The organism is Bradyrhizobium sp. GCM10028915 (assembly GCF_042666195.1).
Classification (GTDB): Bacteria; Pseudomonadota; Alphaproteobacteria; order Rhizobiales; family Xanthobacteraceae; genus Bradyrhizobium; species Bradyrhizobium canariense_D.
In genome coordinates, this window is record NZ_JBHTFN010000071.1 from 361,260 (window position 1) to 378,096 (window position 16,837).

Genomic DNA, 16,837 nt, shown 5'->3' on the forward strand with positions numbered 1-16,837 from the left:
AGGCCGTCTTATGCGGACCGCGCATTGCAGTTTTGTGAAACCGGGCCAAACGCCGCAGCCGACAGCTACTCCTTGACCGCGCCCGTCAGCGACGACACGTAGTAATCGACGAACAGCGAGTAGAAGATCGCAACCGGCAGCGAGCCGAGCAGCGAGCCCGCCATCAGCGCGCCCCACTGATAGACGTCGCCGGTGACGAGCTCGGTCAGGATCGCGACCGGCACCGTCTTGTTGGCGCCGCTCTGGATAAAGGCGAGCGCGTAGATGAACTCGTTCCAGGACAGCGTGAAGGAGAAGATGCCGGCCGAGATCAGGCCGGGCACCGCCAGCGGCAGCGTGATCCGTCGCAGGATCTGGAGCCTGGTGGCGCCGTCCACCAGCGCGCATTCCTCGAGCTCGTAGGGGATCGACTTGAAATAGCCGATCAGGAGCCAGGTGCAGAACGGCACCAGGAAGGTCGGGTAGACCAGGATCAACGCAAGCGGGCTGTCGAACAGGCCGAACTGCACGACCACGCTCGCGAGCGGAATGAACAGGATCGACGGCGGCACGAGATAGGCCATGTAAATGCCGAGGCCGACATAGGGGCTGCCGCGGAAGCGCAGGCGCTCGATCGCATAGGCGGCCAGCGTGCTCGCGATCAGCGACAGCGTAGTCGCCCCGACCGCGACCAGCATCGTCGTCCACAGCCAGCGCGGATAGGCGGTGTCGAACAACAGGTGCTTGATGTGGGCCAGCGTCGGCGAGGAGATCCAGAACGGGTTGTGCTCCCGGTAGTTCATCAGCTCTGCGTTCGGCTTGAACGACGTAATCGTCATCCAGTAGAACGGAAATAGGAGGATCAGCACGAAGCAGCCGAGCGGCAGATAGATCATCATCAGCCGCCGCAGCCCGGAATCCCAGGCCATGGTGTCCGGCGGCGTGGTGGCGACGGCGGCCGGCTCGGCGGCGGTATCAGTCATTGCTCTCTCCCTGCTGCCATTTGCGGCGCGCCAGGCCGAAATAAGAGAACAGCGTTGCGAACACGAGGAACGGGATCATCGACACCGCAATCGCCGCGCCCTCGCCGAGCTCGCCGCCCGCAATGCCGCGCTGGAAGGCCAGCGTTGCCAGCAAATGGGTTGAGTTGCCGGGGCCGCCCCGGGTGATGGCGTAGACCAGCTGGAAATCGGTGAAGGTGAAGATGATCGAGAAGGTCATGACTATCGCGAGGATCGGCATCATCATCGGGAAGGTGATGTAGCGGAACCGCTGCCAGGCGCTGGCGCCATCGAGCATCGCGGCTTCGTAGAGCGAGGGCGAAATGGTCTGCAGGCCCGCCAGCAGCGAGATCGCGACGAAGGGAATGCCGCGCCAGATATTGGCGGCGATCAGCGAGAAGCGCGCCGGCCAGGGCGAGCCGAGGAAGTCGATATTGGTGGTGCGCCAGTGCAGCACGTCGACCAGAAGGTAGGAGATGATCGAGAACTGCGGATCGTAGATCCACCAGAACGCCAGCGCCGAGAGCACCGTCGGCACGATCCAGGGCATCAGGATGATCGCACGCAACAGGCTCTTGAACGGAAAATGGTTGTTGAGCAGCAGTGCGAGCCAGAAGCCGAGCGCGAACTTTCCAAAGGTCGCGATCCCCGTGTAGACCACGCTGTAGAACACCGCGTTCCACCACAGGGAATCGGTGAGCAGATACTGGAAATTCTCGAAGCCGACGAAGACGCCTTTTCTGCCGATTGTCGTGTCGGTGAAGGCGAGCCAGATGCCGAGGCCGAGCGGATAGGTCAGGAACACCGTGAGCAGCCCGATCGCAGGTGCGAGGCACATCACGATCAGGAACGGCTTGTAGTCGAACAGGCGCACCAGCCAGGAGGGTTGCCGGTGCACGAGGGCTGGAGAAGAGAGTGTGGTCACGGACATCGGTTTGTTGTCCCGTCTCTGAAAGTCACCAAGCCCGTCATTGCGAGGAGCCCGTGACAAAATTGCGAAGCAATTTTGCACTGGTGCGACGAAGCAATCCAGGCTGTAACTGGGAAGACAGGCTGGATTGCTTCGCTTCGCTCGCAATGACGCGCTTTGTCCAGCGCTACTTCTGCCGCCGGAAGTACCGCTTGCAGCGCTGCTCGGCTTCCGCGGCCGCGGCTTCCGGCGTGGCAGCGCCGGTCGCGACGGATGCGAACATCTGAATCAGCACGTAGTCGGCGCTGACGGCACCGGTCGCGGTCGAGATCGGGCCAGCATAGCCGTCATAGTAGATGGTGTTCATGGTGTCCTTGAAGATCTTGATCTTGGGATCTTCGCTCCAGACCTTGGCCTCCGCGTAAGCCGCGAGCGGCTGGGCCCAGTAGCCGGAATTGGCGTTGAGCCACGGCTCGTACTGGTCCTTTTCCAGCATGTATTGCAGGAAGGCCTTTGCGGCGTTGGGGTACTGGCTGTGCTTGAACAGCATGGCGTTCAGCGTCAGGCCCGCCATCGGCGAGACCTTCGCGACACCCTTCGGCAGCAGTTGATGTTCGCTGTCGTCGGCGATCGCCTTGGTCGCCGGATCGTTCTTCAGTGAAAAATACAGCGAGACGCCGTTGGCGGTCAGCGAGATCTCCTGCGCGGCGTAGGCGCGGTTGTTGCTGACGTCGTTCCATGACGTCGTGCCGGCGATGAAGGTCGGATAGAGCTGTTTGACCCAGTTCAGTGCGGCGATCGTCTCCTTGCTGTTGATGACGACGTTCCCCTCTTCGTCGAGCAGCGCCGCGTTGTGCGACCACAGCGCCCAGTTCGCAAAACCGTTGCCGTCGCCCTTGGCGTTGCCGAGCGCCAAGCCGGCCGGCTTGCCGGCCTTCTGAAGCTTCTGGCAGAGATCGAGGATTCCGGCATGGTCTTCCGGCACCTTGTCGAAGCCGACCGATCGCAGGATCGACTTGCGGTAGATCAGCGGACCCGCGGTCGCGCCGAACGGCAGTCCGATCCAGGCGTCGCTCTTGTTCTTCTTGCCGTAGCGCTGCGCCAGCGGCAGCCAGCCGCCGTACCGCTTGCCGACATAGTCGGCGACGTCGGTCAGCTCGATCAGCTTGTCGATATAGATGTGCGGCGCATCGGAGAAGCCGATGATAATATCGGGGCCGGCACCGGAATTCGCGGTCACCGCGGTCTGCTGGTTGATGTCCTCCCAGCCGACGAAGTCGACCTTGACCTCGACCCCGGTCTCCTTGGTGAATTTGGCCGCATTGGCGCGGAACACGTCCTCGTCGGCCTGGACGAAACGTACCGGTCGCAGCATGCGCAGGGATGCGCCTTTCTCGATCGGCAGTTTCGGTGTGGGGACGTCCGCGGCCTTGATCGCGGATTGCGCATTTGCCGGAGCACCGGTTGCCGCGATTGCCGCAGCGGACAGGCCCAGCGCCAAGGCATCACGACGCGTGATGTCGTTCCTCATCGGTTCCTCCCTATATGTTTCCCTTCCCGGCGTTGATCGCCGGTGAAGGGTCTTTCCGGTTGCCGGCGCGCCTTCGCGGCCGTCCCGTCTAGCTGTTCGGGCCGCGGTCCATGCTGACAGGCTGCCAGCGGCGGAGCGCGGTGTCTTGCAGCACCGACGGATTGACGCAGCTTACCGGCCACATGCCCTGAAGCACCAGTGACAATTCGTAGCCCACCCGGCGCTTGCGCGCCTCGTCAAACCGTGCCGAGGCGGAGGCGACGTGGGCGGTCAGGGTGACATTGTCCATGCCGAGCAGCGGATTGTTGTGCGAGGGCGGCTCCTTCTCCAGCACGTCGAGGGCGGCATGGGCGATCCAGCCCTCCTGAAGCGCCTTGATCAGGCTTTCCTCGTCCACGGTGGCGCCGCGGCCGGTGTTGATGAAGACCGAGCCCTTCTTCATCTGCCGGAAGTGCTTCTCGGTGAGCATGTGATGCACCTCGGGCCGAGCGGGGGCGTGCATCGAGAGGAAGTCGGATTGCGACAACACCTCGTTCAGCGTCGCCGGAATCACCCCGTGGTCGGACATCAGCGTTTCCTGGATGAAGGGATCGTAGGCCATCATCCGCAGACCGAACGGAGCTGCGCGTTTCGCAACTGCACGCGCGACGCGGCCGAACGAGATGAAGCCGAGCGTCTGGCCCATCAGTCGTGGGATCTTCGACAACGCCGGCCGGCCCTCCGCCCAGCGGCCGCTGCGCGCCATCCGGTCCTGCTCGACCAGCCGGCGGAAGCCCGCGAGCAGCAGCATCATGGCATGGTCGGCGACCTCCTCGATGAAGGTGTCGGGGATGTTGGTGACGGGAATGCCGCGCGCAGTTGCCGCCTTGATGTCGACGCTATCGACGCCGACCGAGCCGAGCGTAATGACCTTGCAGCTCTCCAGCGCGTCGATGATGGTCTTGGTGATCGGGATGCCCTTGGCGTAAATGGCGTCCGCTGTCTTCGCGGCGGCGATGAACCCGGCCTCGTCGGCCGGCGCCTCGACGATCTCGGCGTCGATCGGATCGAGCGCCTCGCGCTCGTAGGAATAATCGCTGCTCGCGACCGTGAAGCTCGCGCCCTTCGGCGTCACCACCCTGTATTTCGGCATATCCTGCTCCCGATTTGGTTTCTTGTTGTGACCCATGCTTTGCGCGGGCCTTTGCGTCTTTTACGCGAAATCGAGGAGGTCGCGTACAATTCCCGGTTGTCATTGAGGCGATTTATACGACTGGTTCGACGTCTTCTCCGGGCTTCTACGGGGCGCCCCGTAACAGCTTGCTAAGGGGTCACCCCCTAAAGGTTAATTTGATTTCGATCGATTCACTCGCGCGTCCTTATCCCTGTGTTGCCGGAGCATCCCGTGAAATTAAGCAATATGAAGATCGCCCCCAAGCTCGGCATCCTCGTCGGCGTCACCTTGTTCGGACTGTGCATTTCCGGGATCCTCGCCGGATACCTGATGAAGCAGGAGATGGTGAACGCGCGCATCGATCAGGCCAAGGCGATCGTGGAGATGGGGCGCAACTACGCCGCTGCCCTCAAGAAGCGGGTCGACGCCGGCGAGCTGACGAAGGATGCGGCGATGGCCGAGATTCGTCGCTACGGCAATGCAATGACGTATGACAACGGTGCGGGCTATTTGTTCGGCACGTCCTATGACGGCATCACCCAGCTCGCGCCCGATCCGAAGCAGATCGGCAGCAACCGCATGGATGTCGTGACCAACGGCCGCAAGCTGTCTGCCGAGTTGATGGACGGGGTCAAGGCCAATGGTTCGATCCTGCTGTATTATGAATATGTGAAGCCCGGCCAGGAGAAGCCGATCCGCAAGCTCGGCTACGCGGTCGCGGTCCCCGGCTTCGACATGTATCTCGGCACCGGCGCCTATCTCGATGATATCGATGCCAAGATGGGTCCGGTCTACTGGCTGCTCGGCTTGGCCATGCTCGGTATCGTCATCGTCGCCGGCAGCGTTGCCTGGCTGATCGGTCGCAGCATCAGCCGCCCGCTCGCCCTGCTCGGAGCCCGCATGAAGGATCTCGCCGAGGGCAAGCTCGACGGCGACATTCCCGGCGTCGGCCGTGGTGACGAGGTCGGCGCAATGGCGTCGACCGTCCAGATCTTCAAGGACAACGCTGTCCGCATCCGCGACATCGAGAAGAGCGAAGCCGATGCCAAGGATCGCGCAGCGGCGGAACGTCGCAGCGTGATGGAGGGCATCGCCAGCGACTTCGAACGCAGCGTCAATGGTATCGTCCGCTCGGTCTCCTCGGCTGCGACGGGCATGCAAGCCACTGCGCAATCGATGACCGCGACCGCCGGCGACGCCTCGTCGCGTGCGGCGACGGTCGGCGCGGCCTCGCAGAGAGCGTCGGGCAATGTCGGCACGGTTGCCGCGGCTGCCGAAGAGCTGTCGAGCTCGGTTGCGGAGATCTCGCGCCAGGTCACCCGCTCGACCGAAGTGGCGAGCCGCGCTGTCAAGGACGCCGAGCGTACCAATGCCACGGTGCAGGAACTCTCCACCGGCGCCGAGAAGATCGGCGAGGTGGTCAAGCTGATCCACTCGATCGCGGCACAGACCAATCTGCTCGCCCTCAACGCCACCATCGAAGCGGCGCGCGCCGGTGAATCCGGCCGCGGCTTCGCCGTCGTCGCTTCCGAAGTCAAGGCGCTCGCCAACCAGACCGCCAAGGCCACCGAGGAAATCTCCGCCCAGGTCGCGGCGATGCAGACATCGACCAGCGATGCGGTCGCCGCCATCGGCGGCATCACTCAGACCATCGCCGAGATGAGCGAGATCACCGCGGGCATTTCCGCGTCGATCGAGCAGCAAGGCGAGGCGACCCGCGAGATCGCCCGCAACATTCAGTCGGTCGCGGCCGGATCGAACGAGATCAACGCCAATATCGGCAGCGTCACCTCGGCCGCGGAAGCGACCGGCACGGCGGCAAGCGACGTGCTCACCAACGCTCGCGAGCTCGACAGCCAGTCCGGCGCGCTGCGCAGCGCAGTCGACGGCTTCCTCGCCAAGGTGCGCGCGGCGTAGGTCGCCACACCAAAGCGACGCCATCTCCTCTATCGTCATGCCCGGGCTTGTCCCGGGCATCCACGTTCTTGGACACCGGACGCTTTGATCGACGTGGATGGCCGGGACAAGCCCGGCCATGACGGAGAATGCCGAGCGCGCGGCTTTCGCGAGCCCCTACTGCTTCTCGATCCCTGCCTCGCGGATCAGCTTCTCCCACAACACCAGCTGTTCGTTCACGAACGTGCCGAGCTGCTCGGGCGTGCCCGAAAACGCGTCCATGCCGAGGGTGGCGAGCTGGGCCTTGATCTCCGGCTTCTCGACGATCTTCCGGATCTCGGCGTTGAGTCGCGTCACGATCTCCTTGGGCATGCCGGCGGGGCCAAAATAGCCCTGCCACGACGAGATGTCGAAGTCCGGCACGCCGGCCTCCTGCATCGAGGGCAGGTTCGGCACCAGCGACGAGCGGTCCTTCGTCGTGACGGCGAGCGCGCGTAGCGCGTTGCCCTGGACATGCGGCAGGCCGGTCAGGATGTCCACGAACATCATCGAGACGCGGCCGCCCATGACGTCGTTGAGCGCCGGCGGCGAGCTCTTGTAGGGCACGTGCAGGAGGTCGAGCCCGGCATTGTGTGCAAAGGTCGCCCCCGACACGATCGCCGAGGACGAGCCCGAGGCGTAGCTCAGCTTGCCCGGATTGGCCTTGCCGTAGGCGATGAGCTCGCCGACGGTCTTGGCCGGCACCTCCGGGTGGATCACCAGCATGAAGGGCAGGTCGCCGGTGCGCGCGATCGGGGTGAAGTCCTTGACCGGATCGTAGGTCAGGCTTTTGAGCAGATAGGGATTGGCCGAATGCGTGGTGTTGGTGGTCACCAGCAGCGTGTAGCCGTCGGGCGCGGCGCGCGCGACATAGGTGGCGGCGATCATGCCGTTGGCGCCCGCCTTGTTCTCGATGACGATGCCGACGCCGAGGGCCTGCGACAAATGCTGCGAGATCAGCCGCGTCGTGGTGTCGGTGCCGCTGCCGGCCGCGAACGGCAGCACCAGCGTGATGTTGCGGCTCGGATAATTGTCGGCCTGCGCAGCGGACGCGGCGGCGAGACAAAGGGCGCTCGTGCCGATGGCACGCAGGTTTCGGATCAACGCTGAAAGCATGTCTGGTCGTTCCCTCTTTTTTGGTTGGCGGGGAACCTAGCGTCTCCTCGTCGAAATCGGAAGGCGCGAGTTTGTCGCCTCGTCTCGCGCCGCGGAATTACTTCACCGCAGAACCCTGCCGCGAGGCGATCACGACGCCGGCGAGCACCAGCAGGTAGCCGATCAGGTGGAACGGCTGGATCTTTTCGCCGAGCAGCAGGATCGCCATCGCCGAGCCGAACACCGGCACCAGATGGAAGAACGGCGCGGCGCGGTTCGGGCCGATCAGCGCCACGCCCCGGTTGAAGAAGAGATAGGCCAGCGTCGAGGGAAAGATCAGGATGTAGCCCAGCGTCGCCAGCGTCACCCCATCGAGTTGCAGGACGCGACCACTCCAGGCCTCCCAGATCGCGGTCGGCAGCAGCATCGTCGCGCCGCAGCAGGTGGTGAAGGAGAGAAAGGAGAGTTGGTGGATCTTGGGTCGCCGCGGGATGAAGGCGGAGTAGATCCCGAACGCCACCAGCGAGGAGGCGAACATGATGTCGCCCCTGTTGAAGCTGATGCTCGCGAGCGCGGCGAGATCGCCGCGCAGGATGATGATCAGCACGCCGAGAAGCGAGATCCCGATGCCGGCGAGCTGCGCACCGGTCAGCCGCACGCCGAACAGCACCAGCGACCACAGCGCCACGAACAACGGTCCGGCCGACTGGATCAGCAGCGCGTTCAGCGCTTCCGTATACTGCATCGCCCAGTACGAGATCGCGTTGTTGAAGGCAAAGCCCACCAACGACAGGAACAGCATCAGCGGCAGACTCTTGCGCAGATTCGGCCAGTCGCGCTTCAGATGCGGCCAGGCGAAGGGCAGGAGGATCAGGAACACGCCGAACCAGCGGATCGTGGTCACCGTCAGCGGCGGCACATGCGCGCCGACGTGGCGCGCGAGCACGATGTTGCCGGCCCAGAACAGCGAGCTCAGGCTGAGCAGCAGATAAGGCTGGTTGTTGAGCCAACTGGCCGGATTGGAGGCCGGTGGCGCGGGCGAAGCGATCGTCATTGGCGTTGCATACGAGCTTGCGCCGGATTTGCGTCGTGACACAAGTCATGCGACCGCAATGCTACAATGCAGGCATGACCAGAGGAGGCGGCATTGGCGGTTAATATGTTGAACATCGATGGCCTTGATCGGCTCGATCGGCATGCACCGGTGGTGATGTTGAACCTGATGCGCTTCCACGCGCACTCCGGCGACGGCGACGGTTCCGGCTGGGACGCCTATCTGCGCTACAGTGCGGTCACAGTGCCGATGATCAAGGCACGCGGCGGCACGCTGCTCTGGACCGGCGAGGCCAGGGCCGTCGCGCTCGGCCCGCAGCAGGGCAACGACTGGGATTTCGCGGCGCTGGTCTATTATCCCACCGTCACGGCTTTCATCGACATGATGACCTCGAAGGCCTACGAGACGGAGGCTGATCCGCACCGCGTCAACGCCTGCGCCGAGCACGTCATCATTGCGACCAGCGAAGCGTACAGCAAGTTCAAGATGAAGTAGCGCCGCCTGCTGCCGGCTTACTTCAGCCCGTCCACAGCCGCGTGGCACGCCGTCTGCAGCAAGCGACAGACCTCCTCCGTCGACCGCTGCCGGCTCAGCGCTGCAAACGTCGGATAACTCGTCAGCACGAAGATCAAATCAACCGTGTCCCGCATGGCGCGCTTTGCCGCGTGCTTGCCCACGATCCGCGACAGCAGCGCGGTCAGCAATTCGCGCCGTCGCTCGTTACGCTCGATCAGCGCCTCGCCGAATTCCGGATCGGTCGCGATGGCCTGGTTGAGCCCGCCGATGGCGGGATCGCGCCCCCAGAACGTACAGAAGATTTCGATGACGCGGTCGAGCGCGGCGCGCGGATCCGCCATCGTCATCACCTCGGCCAGTTCGAACAGTCCGCCCTGGTGCGCGATGTCGTCGAACACGGCCTCCAGCAGTCCCCGCCGCGATCCGAACTGGTTGTAGACCGTCAACCGCGTGACACCGGCCGCCTTGGCGACCACGTCGAGGGAGAAGCTCGCAATGCTCGCGTCCTCGCGCAGGAGCCGCGCCCCGGCCGCGATGATGCGCTCGCGCGTCGCCGCCGCCGCGGAAGCCCGCGCGGAGCTCACATAATTGCGCTTCGGCATCGCCTTGCCATTCTGTTGACGTATTGACTATACATGTAGTATATCTAATTTAGAAGCCGGTTCGGAGCTTGCCATGCAAACTGCCCTCGTGATCGCCTTGTCACTTCATGTGTTGTCGTCCGTGTTCTGGGCGGGATCAAGCTTTGCGCTGGCCCGCATCGGCGGAGTTGCCGGTGAGCAGCTGGTCTTTCCACAACTCGGCGCGGCGACGATTGCCATCCTGACCGGCGGCTATCTCGGCCATCTCGTTCATTCCCACAGCTTCGGCACGACCGAGCAGGTGCTCGCCGTCGGTGCTGTCTGTGCACTGATCGCGGCCGCTATTCAGGCTGTCATCGGTCCTCGTGCGCTCGCGGCCTTGCGTCGCGGCACCGGCAAGCCGGAGGACCTCCGTGCACGTATCGCCGCCGCCCAACGTGCGGCGGCCGGCCTGCTGGGCATGGCCGCGCTCTGCATGGGCGCCGCGCGCTACATTTGAATGCAGTCCAGGGAGGAGTGTTGAGAGCTCTCTGTTCCCAATGTCAGACCATAGCGCGGCTTCCAGCCGCTTTCGAAGGAAAAGCAATGTCCAAGATGATTCTGGTCAACCTGCCGGTACGCGATCTCGCCGCATCGACTGCGTTCTACGTAGCCCTGGGTGGCGCGGTGAATCCTCAATTCTCCGGAGCAAATTCGACGTCGCTCATGTTCACGGACGCGATCGGCGTGATGCTGCTGACCCACGACCGGTATCGTGAATTCACCAGCCGCGAGATCGGCGACGCGCGGCGCCACAGCCAGGCTATGTTCGCTCTCACGGTCGACGACCGCGATGCCGTCGATGCAACGCTGGCGCGCGCGGTGGCTGCGGGCGGTCGCGCCGATCCCAATCCGGCGCAGGATCTCGGCTTCATGTACAACCGACACATTGAAGACCCCGATGGCTATGTTTGGGAGATGGTGTGGATGAACCCGTCGACAAACGCTTGATCGCAGCCGATCGAACCGGGCCCCAAGCCTAGCTCGCCTGCTTCCGTGACGCCACGAACACGCCGGCCAGCACCAGCGCGAAGCCGATGAAGTGGAACGCCTGCGGGTGCTCGCCCAGAAACGCCATTGCCATGATCGAGCCGAACACCGGCACGACATGGAAGAACGGCGCGGCGCGGTTGGCGCCGATCAGGCGGACACCGCGATTGAAGCAGAGATAGGCGAGCGTCGAGGGGAATACCGCGACATAGAACAGGGTCAGGAGGTTCGGCCCGTCGAGCTTCATCACGGGACGCGCGGACAACTCCCAGATCTCCAGCGGAAGGAGACAGGCAGCACCGCAGCCGAACGTGAAGGCGAGGAACGACAGGCCGTGCATCGGCGGCCGCTTCAAGGTCAGCACCGAATAGAGCGCGAAGATGATCAGCGCGACGACAAAGATGAGGTCGCCCTTGTTGAAGTCGATGTTCGACAGCGTGGTGAAGTCGCCATGCAGCAGGATGATCAGCACGCCGCACATCGACAGCAGCACGCCGAAGGCCTGCGCTACGGTGAGGCGGACGCCGAGGATGGCGAGCGACCACAGCGCCACGACCAGCGGCGCGGCGGATTGCAAGAGGAGAGTGTTGAGCGCCTGCGTATGCTCCAGCGCCCAATATTGCAGCGTGTTGAAGGCGCCGATGCCGGTGATCGAGAGCGTGACCATCAGGCCGAGCCTGCCGCGGATCGCGGGCCAGTCCTGCGCAAGGTGTTTCCAGGCGAACGGCAGCACCAGCAGGAAGGCGAAGAACCAGCGCAGGAACGACAGCGTCACCGGCGGGATGTGACCGGCGGCGAGCCGGCCGACGATGGCATTGCCGGCCCAGCACAGCGCGGTGATGCTGAGCAGCAGATAAGGCTGGTTGGCGATCCAGTTGTGGCCGGACGTGGCGGCGCCGGTGGTCTCGTCGGTGGCGGACATTGGATTGTTGTGGCCCCGCGTCATGCGCCAAGCCTCCAGCCCGGTGGCCCCCGGGCCGGTTCAAACCCGGCCCCGTTCAAAGACACGGAAATCGAGGTTGCATCAACGGGGGCCGGATGCATCGCGACCATGCAGCGGCGGAAGCAGCCTCTCACGCTTTGGTCGAAGCATTGCACCCGCCGCGAAGGTTTCTGGATTTTCAGGGGATATCAAAGGCTTGGGATGCGCTCGCGGCCTCGAAAAAGTCCCGTTCTTGCTTGCCTAGAGGGGCTGCATCCTTTATCCGGTTGGCTGCCTCGCGTTCGAGCGGCCCCGGCCGTGATTGGGCTGGGCGCATCTGACAGATTGCATAGGGATTACCCGCGAATGGCCAATGTTGTCGTCGTCGGCGCCCAGTGGGGCGACGAAGGAAAGGGCAAGATCGTCGACTGGTTGTCGGAGCAGGCGGACATCGTCGTCCGTTTCCAGGGCGGCCACAACGCCGGCCACACGCTGGTGATCAACGGCAAGACCTACAAGCTGGCGCTGCTGCCCTCGGGCGTGCTGCGCGAGCAGAAGCTGTCGGTGATCGGCAACGGCGTTGTGTTCGATCCCGCCGCCTTCCTCGACGAGGTCACCAAGCTGCGGTCGCAGGGCGTCGCGGTCGGCCCGGACAATCTGCGGGTCGCCGAGAACGTCACCCTGATCCTGCCGCTGCACCGCGAACTCGACGCGCATCGCGAATCCGCCAATGCGGCGACCGCGATCGGCACCACCCGCCGTGGCATTGGCCCGGCCTACGAGGATAAGGTCGGCCGCCGCGCCATCCGCCTGATGGACCTCGCCGATCTCGACACCCTGCCGCACAAGATCGACCGGCTGCTGGCGCATCACAACGCATTGCGCCGCGGCCTCGGCCTGCCGGAGTTCGACGGCAAGGAGATCGTGAAGGAATTGACCGCGCTCGCGCCGCAGCTCTTGCCCTATGCCGAGACGGTGTGGCGGCTGCTCGACATCAAGCGGCGCGAGGGCAAGCGCATGTTGTTCGAAGGCGCGCAAGGCGCCCTGCTCGACGTCGATCACGGCACCTACCCTTACGTCACCTCGTCCAACACGGTGGCGGCGCAGGCGGCGACCGGCTCGGGCCTCGGCCCCGCCGCGGTCGGCTATGTGCTCGGCCTCTGCAAGGCCTATACGACCCGCGTCGGCCAGGGCCCGTTCCCGACCGAGCAGGACAACGAGACCGGCCGCAAGATCGGCGAGCGCGGCCGCGAGTTCGGCACCAATACCGGGCGGCCCCGCCGCTGCGGCTGGTTCGATGCGGTTCTGGTTCGCCAGGCGGTCCGGACCTGCGGCATCAACGGTCTGGCGCTGACCAAGCTCGACATCCTCGACGGCTTCGATTCGATCGAGGTCTGCACCGGCTACAGGCTGGACGGCAAGGAGATCGATCATTTCCCGGCGGGCGAGGGCGCCCAGGCCCGGGTCGAGCCGATCTACGAGACCATCGAGGGCTGGAAGGAGCCGACCGCCAATGCGCGGTCCTGGGCCCAGCTGCCGGCCCAGGCGATCAAATATGTCCGCCGGATCGAGGAATTGGTGGGGTGCCCGGTGGCGCTGCTTTCCACCAGCCCCGAACGCGAGGATACTATCCTGGTACAAAATCCGTTTGAGGCTTAACGATCTCTTACCGGGACGCGCGTATAATTGAGTAGAAATGGCTGATTACTACCCGCTGATCGCCCGCGCTATTGCCGCCCTGGACCCCAACGCTCCCGGCGAGAGCCGTCGCGCGCTCTACGAGCGGGCGCGCACGGCGCTGATCGCGCAACTGCGCAGCGTGCAGCCGCCGCTCTCCGAATCCGAGATCACCCGCGAGCGCCTCTCGCTGGAAGAGGCCGTCCGCAAGGTCGAATCAGAGGCGGCCCAGCGTGCCCGCGAGGCCTCGCGCCCCGGTGGCGGCGCCCGCAGCAGCGGCAGCGGCGACGCCTTCCGCCGTGCCAGCACCCGCGCCACCGAGGGCAACTCGCCCGCGCCGCAAACCGCTGCCCCGCCGCGCACCCGTCCGGCTCCGCCGCCGCCGCGGGCTGACCGGCCCTCCTTCAATGTCGATGACCAGGGCGACGCCCCGCGTGCGCCGCGGGCCCCGCGTTTCGACGCGCCGCGGCAGCCGGGTCCGCCGGCCCCGTCGTCGATGCCGGAGCCTCCGCCGGTCGGACGTGATCGCGCTGGTGGGCGCCGTCCGCCGGACATGGGACCGCCACCGCCGCTGCCGCCCGCACCGGGCGTGCGCGGCTTCCGCGACATCACGGCGGACGCCAACGAGCTCGGCGGCGCCGCCGCGCAGGCCAACCGCGCGGCGCGCCGCACCTACGCCAACGTGCCCTCGCCCTCGCCGGAATTCGACCGGCTCGAGCCGAGCCTGGAGAATCGCGGCGCCGGAGCCGACGCGCCGTATTCCTACGACGAATCGATCGAGGAAGCTGAGCGCTACGCGCCGCCGTCGCAGCCGCCGTCGCAACGTCCGCACATCCCCGTTCTCGACCGCGAACCCAAGAAGAAGCGCGCCCGCACCGGCCGCGCCTTTCCGTTCAAGAGCGCGATCGCCGTCGGCATCGTGCTGATCCTGGTCGGTGCCGGCATCCTGTGGGGCAAGCAGCTGGTCCAGACCGCGACCAACCTGTTGAAGTCTTCGCCGACGCAGGTGGTGGAGGCGCCCAAGGATTCGTCTCAGCCGCAGAGCAAGCCCAAGATTCCGGATCGCGTCGGCCAGCCCTCGGCCAGCGACCAGCCGGTCGCGCCGGTGGCGCAGAAAGTCGTGCTCTACGACGAGGATCCATCCGATCCGAAGGGCAAGCAATATGTCGGCTCGGTGGTGTGGCGGCTCGAGCCGATCAAGGCGTCGGGCAACCAGAAGGCCGACGTCGCCGTGCGCGCCGACATCGAGATCCCCGACCGCAAGTTCAAGATGACGATGTCGTTCCGCCGCAACACCGACTCCTCGCTGCCGGCGAGCCACACCGCGGAGCTGACCTTCGTCCTGCCGCCGGACTTTCCGGGCGGCGGCGTTTCCAACGTGCCGGGCATCCTGATGAAGTCGAACGAGCAGGCACGCGGCACGCCACTCGCAGGCCTCGCGGTCAAGGTCACCGACGGCTTCTTCCTGGTCGGCCTCTCCAACGTCGATGCCGACCGCAGCCGCAACGTCCAGCTGCTGAAGGAGCGCTCCTGGTTCGACGTGCCCCTGGTCTACGCCAACCAGCGCCGCGCCATCATCGCCATCGAGAAGGGCGCTCCCGGCGAGCGCGCCTTCAACGACGCCTTCGCGCAGTGGGGCGACTAGATCTCTACCCCGTGAGACCTTGGCCTGCATGGTTCGAGACGCCCGCCTTGGCGGGCTCCTCACCATGAGGGTTCGATATCTCGCCGCGAAACGAGACCTCATCCTGAGGGCCCGCCCCTTGGGCGGGCCCTCACGATGGCCGCAGATACGCTCTCTCTATTGCGCGGCTGCTTCCCGCTTGCGCGATCCTGTCGCGGCGGCATGCTCGCGGTCCATCACGGCGCGACAGCCCGGGCTGACCTGAGCCTTCTTCTGCACCATGCAGGCCCTGATCCGGGGAATGTCGGGGATCTCACTGGAGCACAGCCGCATCGCATCGCCCGAGCACATCTGCTGCGCTTCGGACGAGAACGCGAAGCTTGGCGATGTCGGGATTGCGATGGCGGTGGTGGCGAGGGCGAAGAGAGTTGCGATCGTCTGATTGCGTGTCATGCAGAATGCGTCCCCGAGTTCCGTGGGCTTGAGCCACTTGGTTTTGGGGCGCCGCACGCGGCTTGACCTGCCGCATGTCTCAGCCATCACGCCGGGACCTCAATCCCGCATGTGGTTGCTCGATCTCTGGTGATGTTCGAATCGAAAAGTGCTGCGCCGCCCGAGCCAAGTATGCGCCATTGTTGCGCGACCGCAATGGCAGGCAAAAAGGAATTCGCAATTGTTGCGCGCACGTCACGCACAACGCGACTCGCGTGCGATCAGATCAACCGATCGGAGGATACGCTCGCTTGTTCCACATCGCTTGCGCCAAGCGCTGCATGCTCTTCGACCGCCGTAACGCCCTTTGCCGTGAGCTCGAACAGATCTCCGTCCTTCATCACGTAACCGTCGGCGATCAGCTCGCCTATCTTGCCGTGCCGGTCGTCGGCAAAGGCGATGGATTGGCTGATGTCCCTGAGGATCGAGAGCTGTTCGTCGCGCAACATGGCTTCACTCTCCGTTCGCCGGGGATGGTTCCGGTCCTCACATGCCGTGGCTCTGAAAGACCTTGCTGCAAGACCGCGACAGTTTGGCCCGGTTGGCTTGCAGGCAGGCCTGCACCGCACCGTCATTGCCGAGGTCCTTGCGGCAGAAGCGCGAGGCGTCCCGCGAACAGGCCTGCTGCTCCTGCGGCGAACCCATATGGCCTTGTGCGAGAGCGGGCGCGTTCGACAGGCCGCTCACGGCCGTCAGTGCGATCGTCGCCAGGAAGAACAGTTTGCGGGACATCGGCGGCTCCAAATCTGACAGGTGAATTTCAAGTCCGTCGCTATGCCGCTTGTTCCCAGCGCAGAGCCCGCACCCCCCGCTATTCAAGGTTCCCGCGGCGCTGCTATAGTAAGGTGAAGGATGAGGGTGCCTGATGAAACGCTATCTCGTGTTTGCGCTGGTCGGCCCGTTCGTGGGCGGGTTCCTGCTGCTGCTGACGACGACCTATCAGTCCGGCTATTGGACCCAGACCAGTCTCGCTGAGGTCGGCAAGCTGTTCGCGGTGTTCTTCAAATCCTTGCAATACAGTTATCTGTTCGGCTTCCTGCCCTCGCTGATGATCGGTGCGGTCGACGATATCCTGGTCCACGTCCGCCGGATCGGCCCGGTGCTGCGGATGCTGCTGGTCGGCGTGTTCGCCTTCATCCTGGCCTCGCTGACCTACAGCTCGCGCGGGCCGGACTCGGGCGCGGTGCAGTTCATCCTGTACGGCCTCGTCGGGTTCGTGCCGGCGGTGATTTCATCCTGGCTCGTGCATAAATATGTCGCGGAGCCGCAGCCGGCGGCGGCACAGACTTGAGGGCGCGACCTTCAATCACGCCGCAGCAACCTCCGCCGCGCTGGCGC

18 protein-coding genes are annotated in these 16,837 nt (G+C 64.7%); 7 read left to right on the forward strand and 11 right to left on the reverse strand.

The window, feature by feature from the left end:
* Nucleotides 1-65 precede the first annotated feature (65 nt).
* The 4 genes from ACFQX9_RS37360 to ACFQX9_RS37375 form a co-directional block, all read right to left on the reverse strand.
* Complete coding sequence (locus tag ACFQX9_RS37360) at nt 66-962, reverse strand: carbohydrate ABC transporter permease (RefSeq protein WP_377791998.1); 897 nt, start codon at nt 960-962, stop codon at nt 66-68.
* Entirely contained in the window at nt 955-1,911 is a 957-nt protein-coding gene (locus ACFQX9_RS37365) for a carbohydrate ABC transporter permease (RefSeq protein WP_018453845.1), read from the reverse strand. Before ACFQX9_RS37365 ends, ACFQX9_RS37360 begins: the two co-directional genes overlap by 8 nt.
* Nucleotides 1,912-2,077: 166 nt before the next feature.
* Complete coding sequence (locus ACFQX9_RS37370) at nt 2,078-3,421, reverse strand: ABC transporter substrate-binding protein (protein WP_018453846.1); 1,344 nt, start codon at nt 3,419-3,421, stop codon at nt 2,078-2,080.
* Between the two features lie 88 nt (nt 3,422-3,509).
* On the reverse strand, nt 3,510-4,553 hold the full coding sequence (locus ACFQX9_RS37375) for a C-terminal binding protein (RefSeq protein WP_085359428.1): 1,044 nt from the start codon (nt 4,551-4,553) through the stop codon (nt 3,510-3,512).
* A 252-nt stretch (nt 4,554-4,805) separates the two neighbouring features.
* On the opposite strand from ACFQX9_RS37375, the gene ACFQX9_RS37380 reads away from it, so the two are divergent.
* Nucleotides 4,806-6,491 (forward strand): methyl-accepting chemotaxis protein, encoded by a 1,686-nt coding sequence (locus ACFQX9_RS37380; RefSeq protein WP_247455369.1) that lies wholly within the window; start codon nt 4,806-4,808, stop codon nt 6,489-6,491.
* A gap of 156 nt (nt 6,492-6,647) precedes the next feature.
* Here the strand turns inward: ACFQX9_RS37380 and ACFQX9_RS37385 are convergent, their stop codons facing one another.
* Together ACFQX9_RS37385 and ACFQX9_RS37390 are read right to left on the reverse strand one after the other, a co-directional pair.
* Nucleotides 6,648-7,625, reverse strand: coding sequence for a Bug family tripartite tricarboxylate transporter substrate binding protein (locus ACFQX9_RS37385; protein WP_377792001.1), 978 nt, complete (start codon nt 7,623-7,625; stop codon nt 6,648-6,650).
* A gap of 97 nt (nt 7,626-7,722) precedes the next feature.
* Nucleotides 7,723-8,658: a DMT family transporter gene (locus ACFQX9_RS37390; RefSeq protein ID WP_007614154.1), complete on the reverse strand. Its 936-nt coding sequence runs from the start codon at nt 8,656-8,658 to the stop codon at nt 7,723-7,725.
* A 105-nt stretch (nt 8,659-8,763) separates the two neighbouring features.
* Here ACFQX9_RS37390 and ACFQX9_RS37395 point away from each other — a divergent pair, with 105 nt between their 5' ends.
* Nucleotides 8,764-9,153: a hypothetical protein gene (locus ACFQX9_RS37395; protein WP_018453850.1), complete on the forward strand. Its 390-nt coding sequence runs from the start codon at nt 8,764-8,766 to the stop codon at nt 9,151-9,153.
* Between the two features lie 17 nt (nt 9,154-9,170).
* On the opposite strand, the gene ACFQX9_RS37400 is transcribed toward ACFQX9_RS37395, so the two are convergent.
* The gene (locus tag ACFQX9_RS37400; RefSeq protein ID WP_377792003.1) at nt 9,171-9,776 is read right to left on the reverse strand and encodes a TetR/AcrR family transcriptional regulator; all 606 of its coding nucleotides are present in this window, start codon (nt 9,774-9,776) and stop codon (nt 9,171-9,173) included.
* A gap of 73 nt (nt 9,777-9,849) precedes the next feature.
* Here ACFQX9_RS37400 and ACFQX9_RS37405 point away from each other — a divergent pair, with 73 nt between their 5' ends.
* Both ACFQX9_RS37405 and ACFQX9_RS37410 read left to right on the forward strand, forming a co-directional pair.
* On the forward strand, nt 9,850-10,254 hold the full coding sequence (locus tag ACFQX9_RS37405; RefSeq protein WP_018453852.1) for a hypothetical protein: 405 nt from the start codon (nt 9,850-9,852) through the stop codon (nt 10,252-10,254).
* 86 nt (nt 10,255-10,340) lie between these two features.
* Nucleotides 10,341-10,745, forward strand: coding sequence for a VOC family protein (locus ACFQX9_RS37410; RefSeq protein ID WP_018453853.1), 405 nt, complete (start codon nt 10,341-10,343; stop codon nt 10,743-10,745).
* Between the two features lie 28 nt (nt 10,746-10,773).
* Here ACFQX9_RS37410 and ACFQX9_RS37415 read toward each other — a convergent pair whose 3' ends face one another.
* Complete coding sequence (locus ACFQX9_RS37415) at nt 10,774-11,706, reverse strand: DMT family transporter (RefSeq protein WP_204513993.1); 933 nt, start codon at nt 11,704-11,706, stop codon at nt 10,774-10,776.
* A 366-nt stretch (nt 11,707-12,072) separates the two neighbouring features.
* On the opposite strand from ACFQX9_RS37415, the gene ACFQX9_RS37420 reads away from it, so the two are divergent.
* Entirely contained in the window at nt 12,073-13,365 is a 1,293-nt protein-coding gene (locus ACFQX9_RS37420) for an adenylosuccinate synthase (protein ID WP_018453855.1), read from the forward strand.
* A gap of 37 nt (nt 13,366-13,402) precedes the next feature.
* On the forward strand, nt 13,403-15,028 hold the full coding sequence (locus ACFQX9_RS37425) for a hypothetical protein (RefSeq protein WP_085349173.1): 1,626 nt from the start codon (nt 13,403-13,405) through the stop codon (nt 15,026-15,028).
* A 156-nt stretch (nt 15,029-15,184) separates the two neighbouring features.
* On the opposite strand, the gene ACFQX9_RS37430 is transcribed toward ACFQX9_RS37425, so the two are convergent.
* The 3 genes from ACFQX9_RS37430 to ACFQX9_RS37440 all read right to left on the reverse strand — a co-directional run bounded on the left by ACFQX9_RS37430 (nt 15,185) and on the right by ACFQX9_RS37440 (nt 16,231).
* Nucleotides 15,185-15,460: a hypothetical protein gene (locus tag ACFQX9_RS37430; protein ID WP_051112961.1), complete on the reverse strand. Its 276-nt coding sequence runs from the start codon at nt 15,458-15,460 to the stop codon at nt 15,185-15,187.
* A gap of 260 nt (nt 15,461-15,720) precedes the next feature.
* Nucleotides 15,721-15,948, reverse strand: a complete 228-nt coding sequence (locus ACFQX9_RS37435; protein ID WP_018453858.1) for a hypothetical protein — start codon at nt 15,946-15,948, stop codon at nt 15,721-15,723.
* Nucleotides 15,949-15,985: 37 nt separating this feature from the next.
* The gene (locus ACFQX9_RS37440) at nt 15,986-16,231 is read right to left on the reverse strand and encodes a cysteine rich repeat-containing protein (protein ID WP_085384905.1); all 246 of its coding nucleotides are present in this window, start codon (nt 16,229-16,231) and stop codon (nt 15,986-15,988) included.
* Nucleotides 16,232-16,364: 133 nt separating this feature from the next.
* On the opposite strand from ACFQX9_RS37440, the gene ACFQX9_RS37445 reads away from it, so the two are divergent.
* On the forward strand, nt 16,365-16,790 hold the full coding sequence (locus ACFQX9_RS37445; protein WP_085349175.1) for a DUF5413 family protein: 426 nt from the start codon (nt 16,365-16,367) through the stop codon (nt 16,788-16,790).
* The last annotated feature ends 47 nt before the right edge of the window (nt 16,791-16,837 follow it).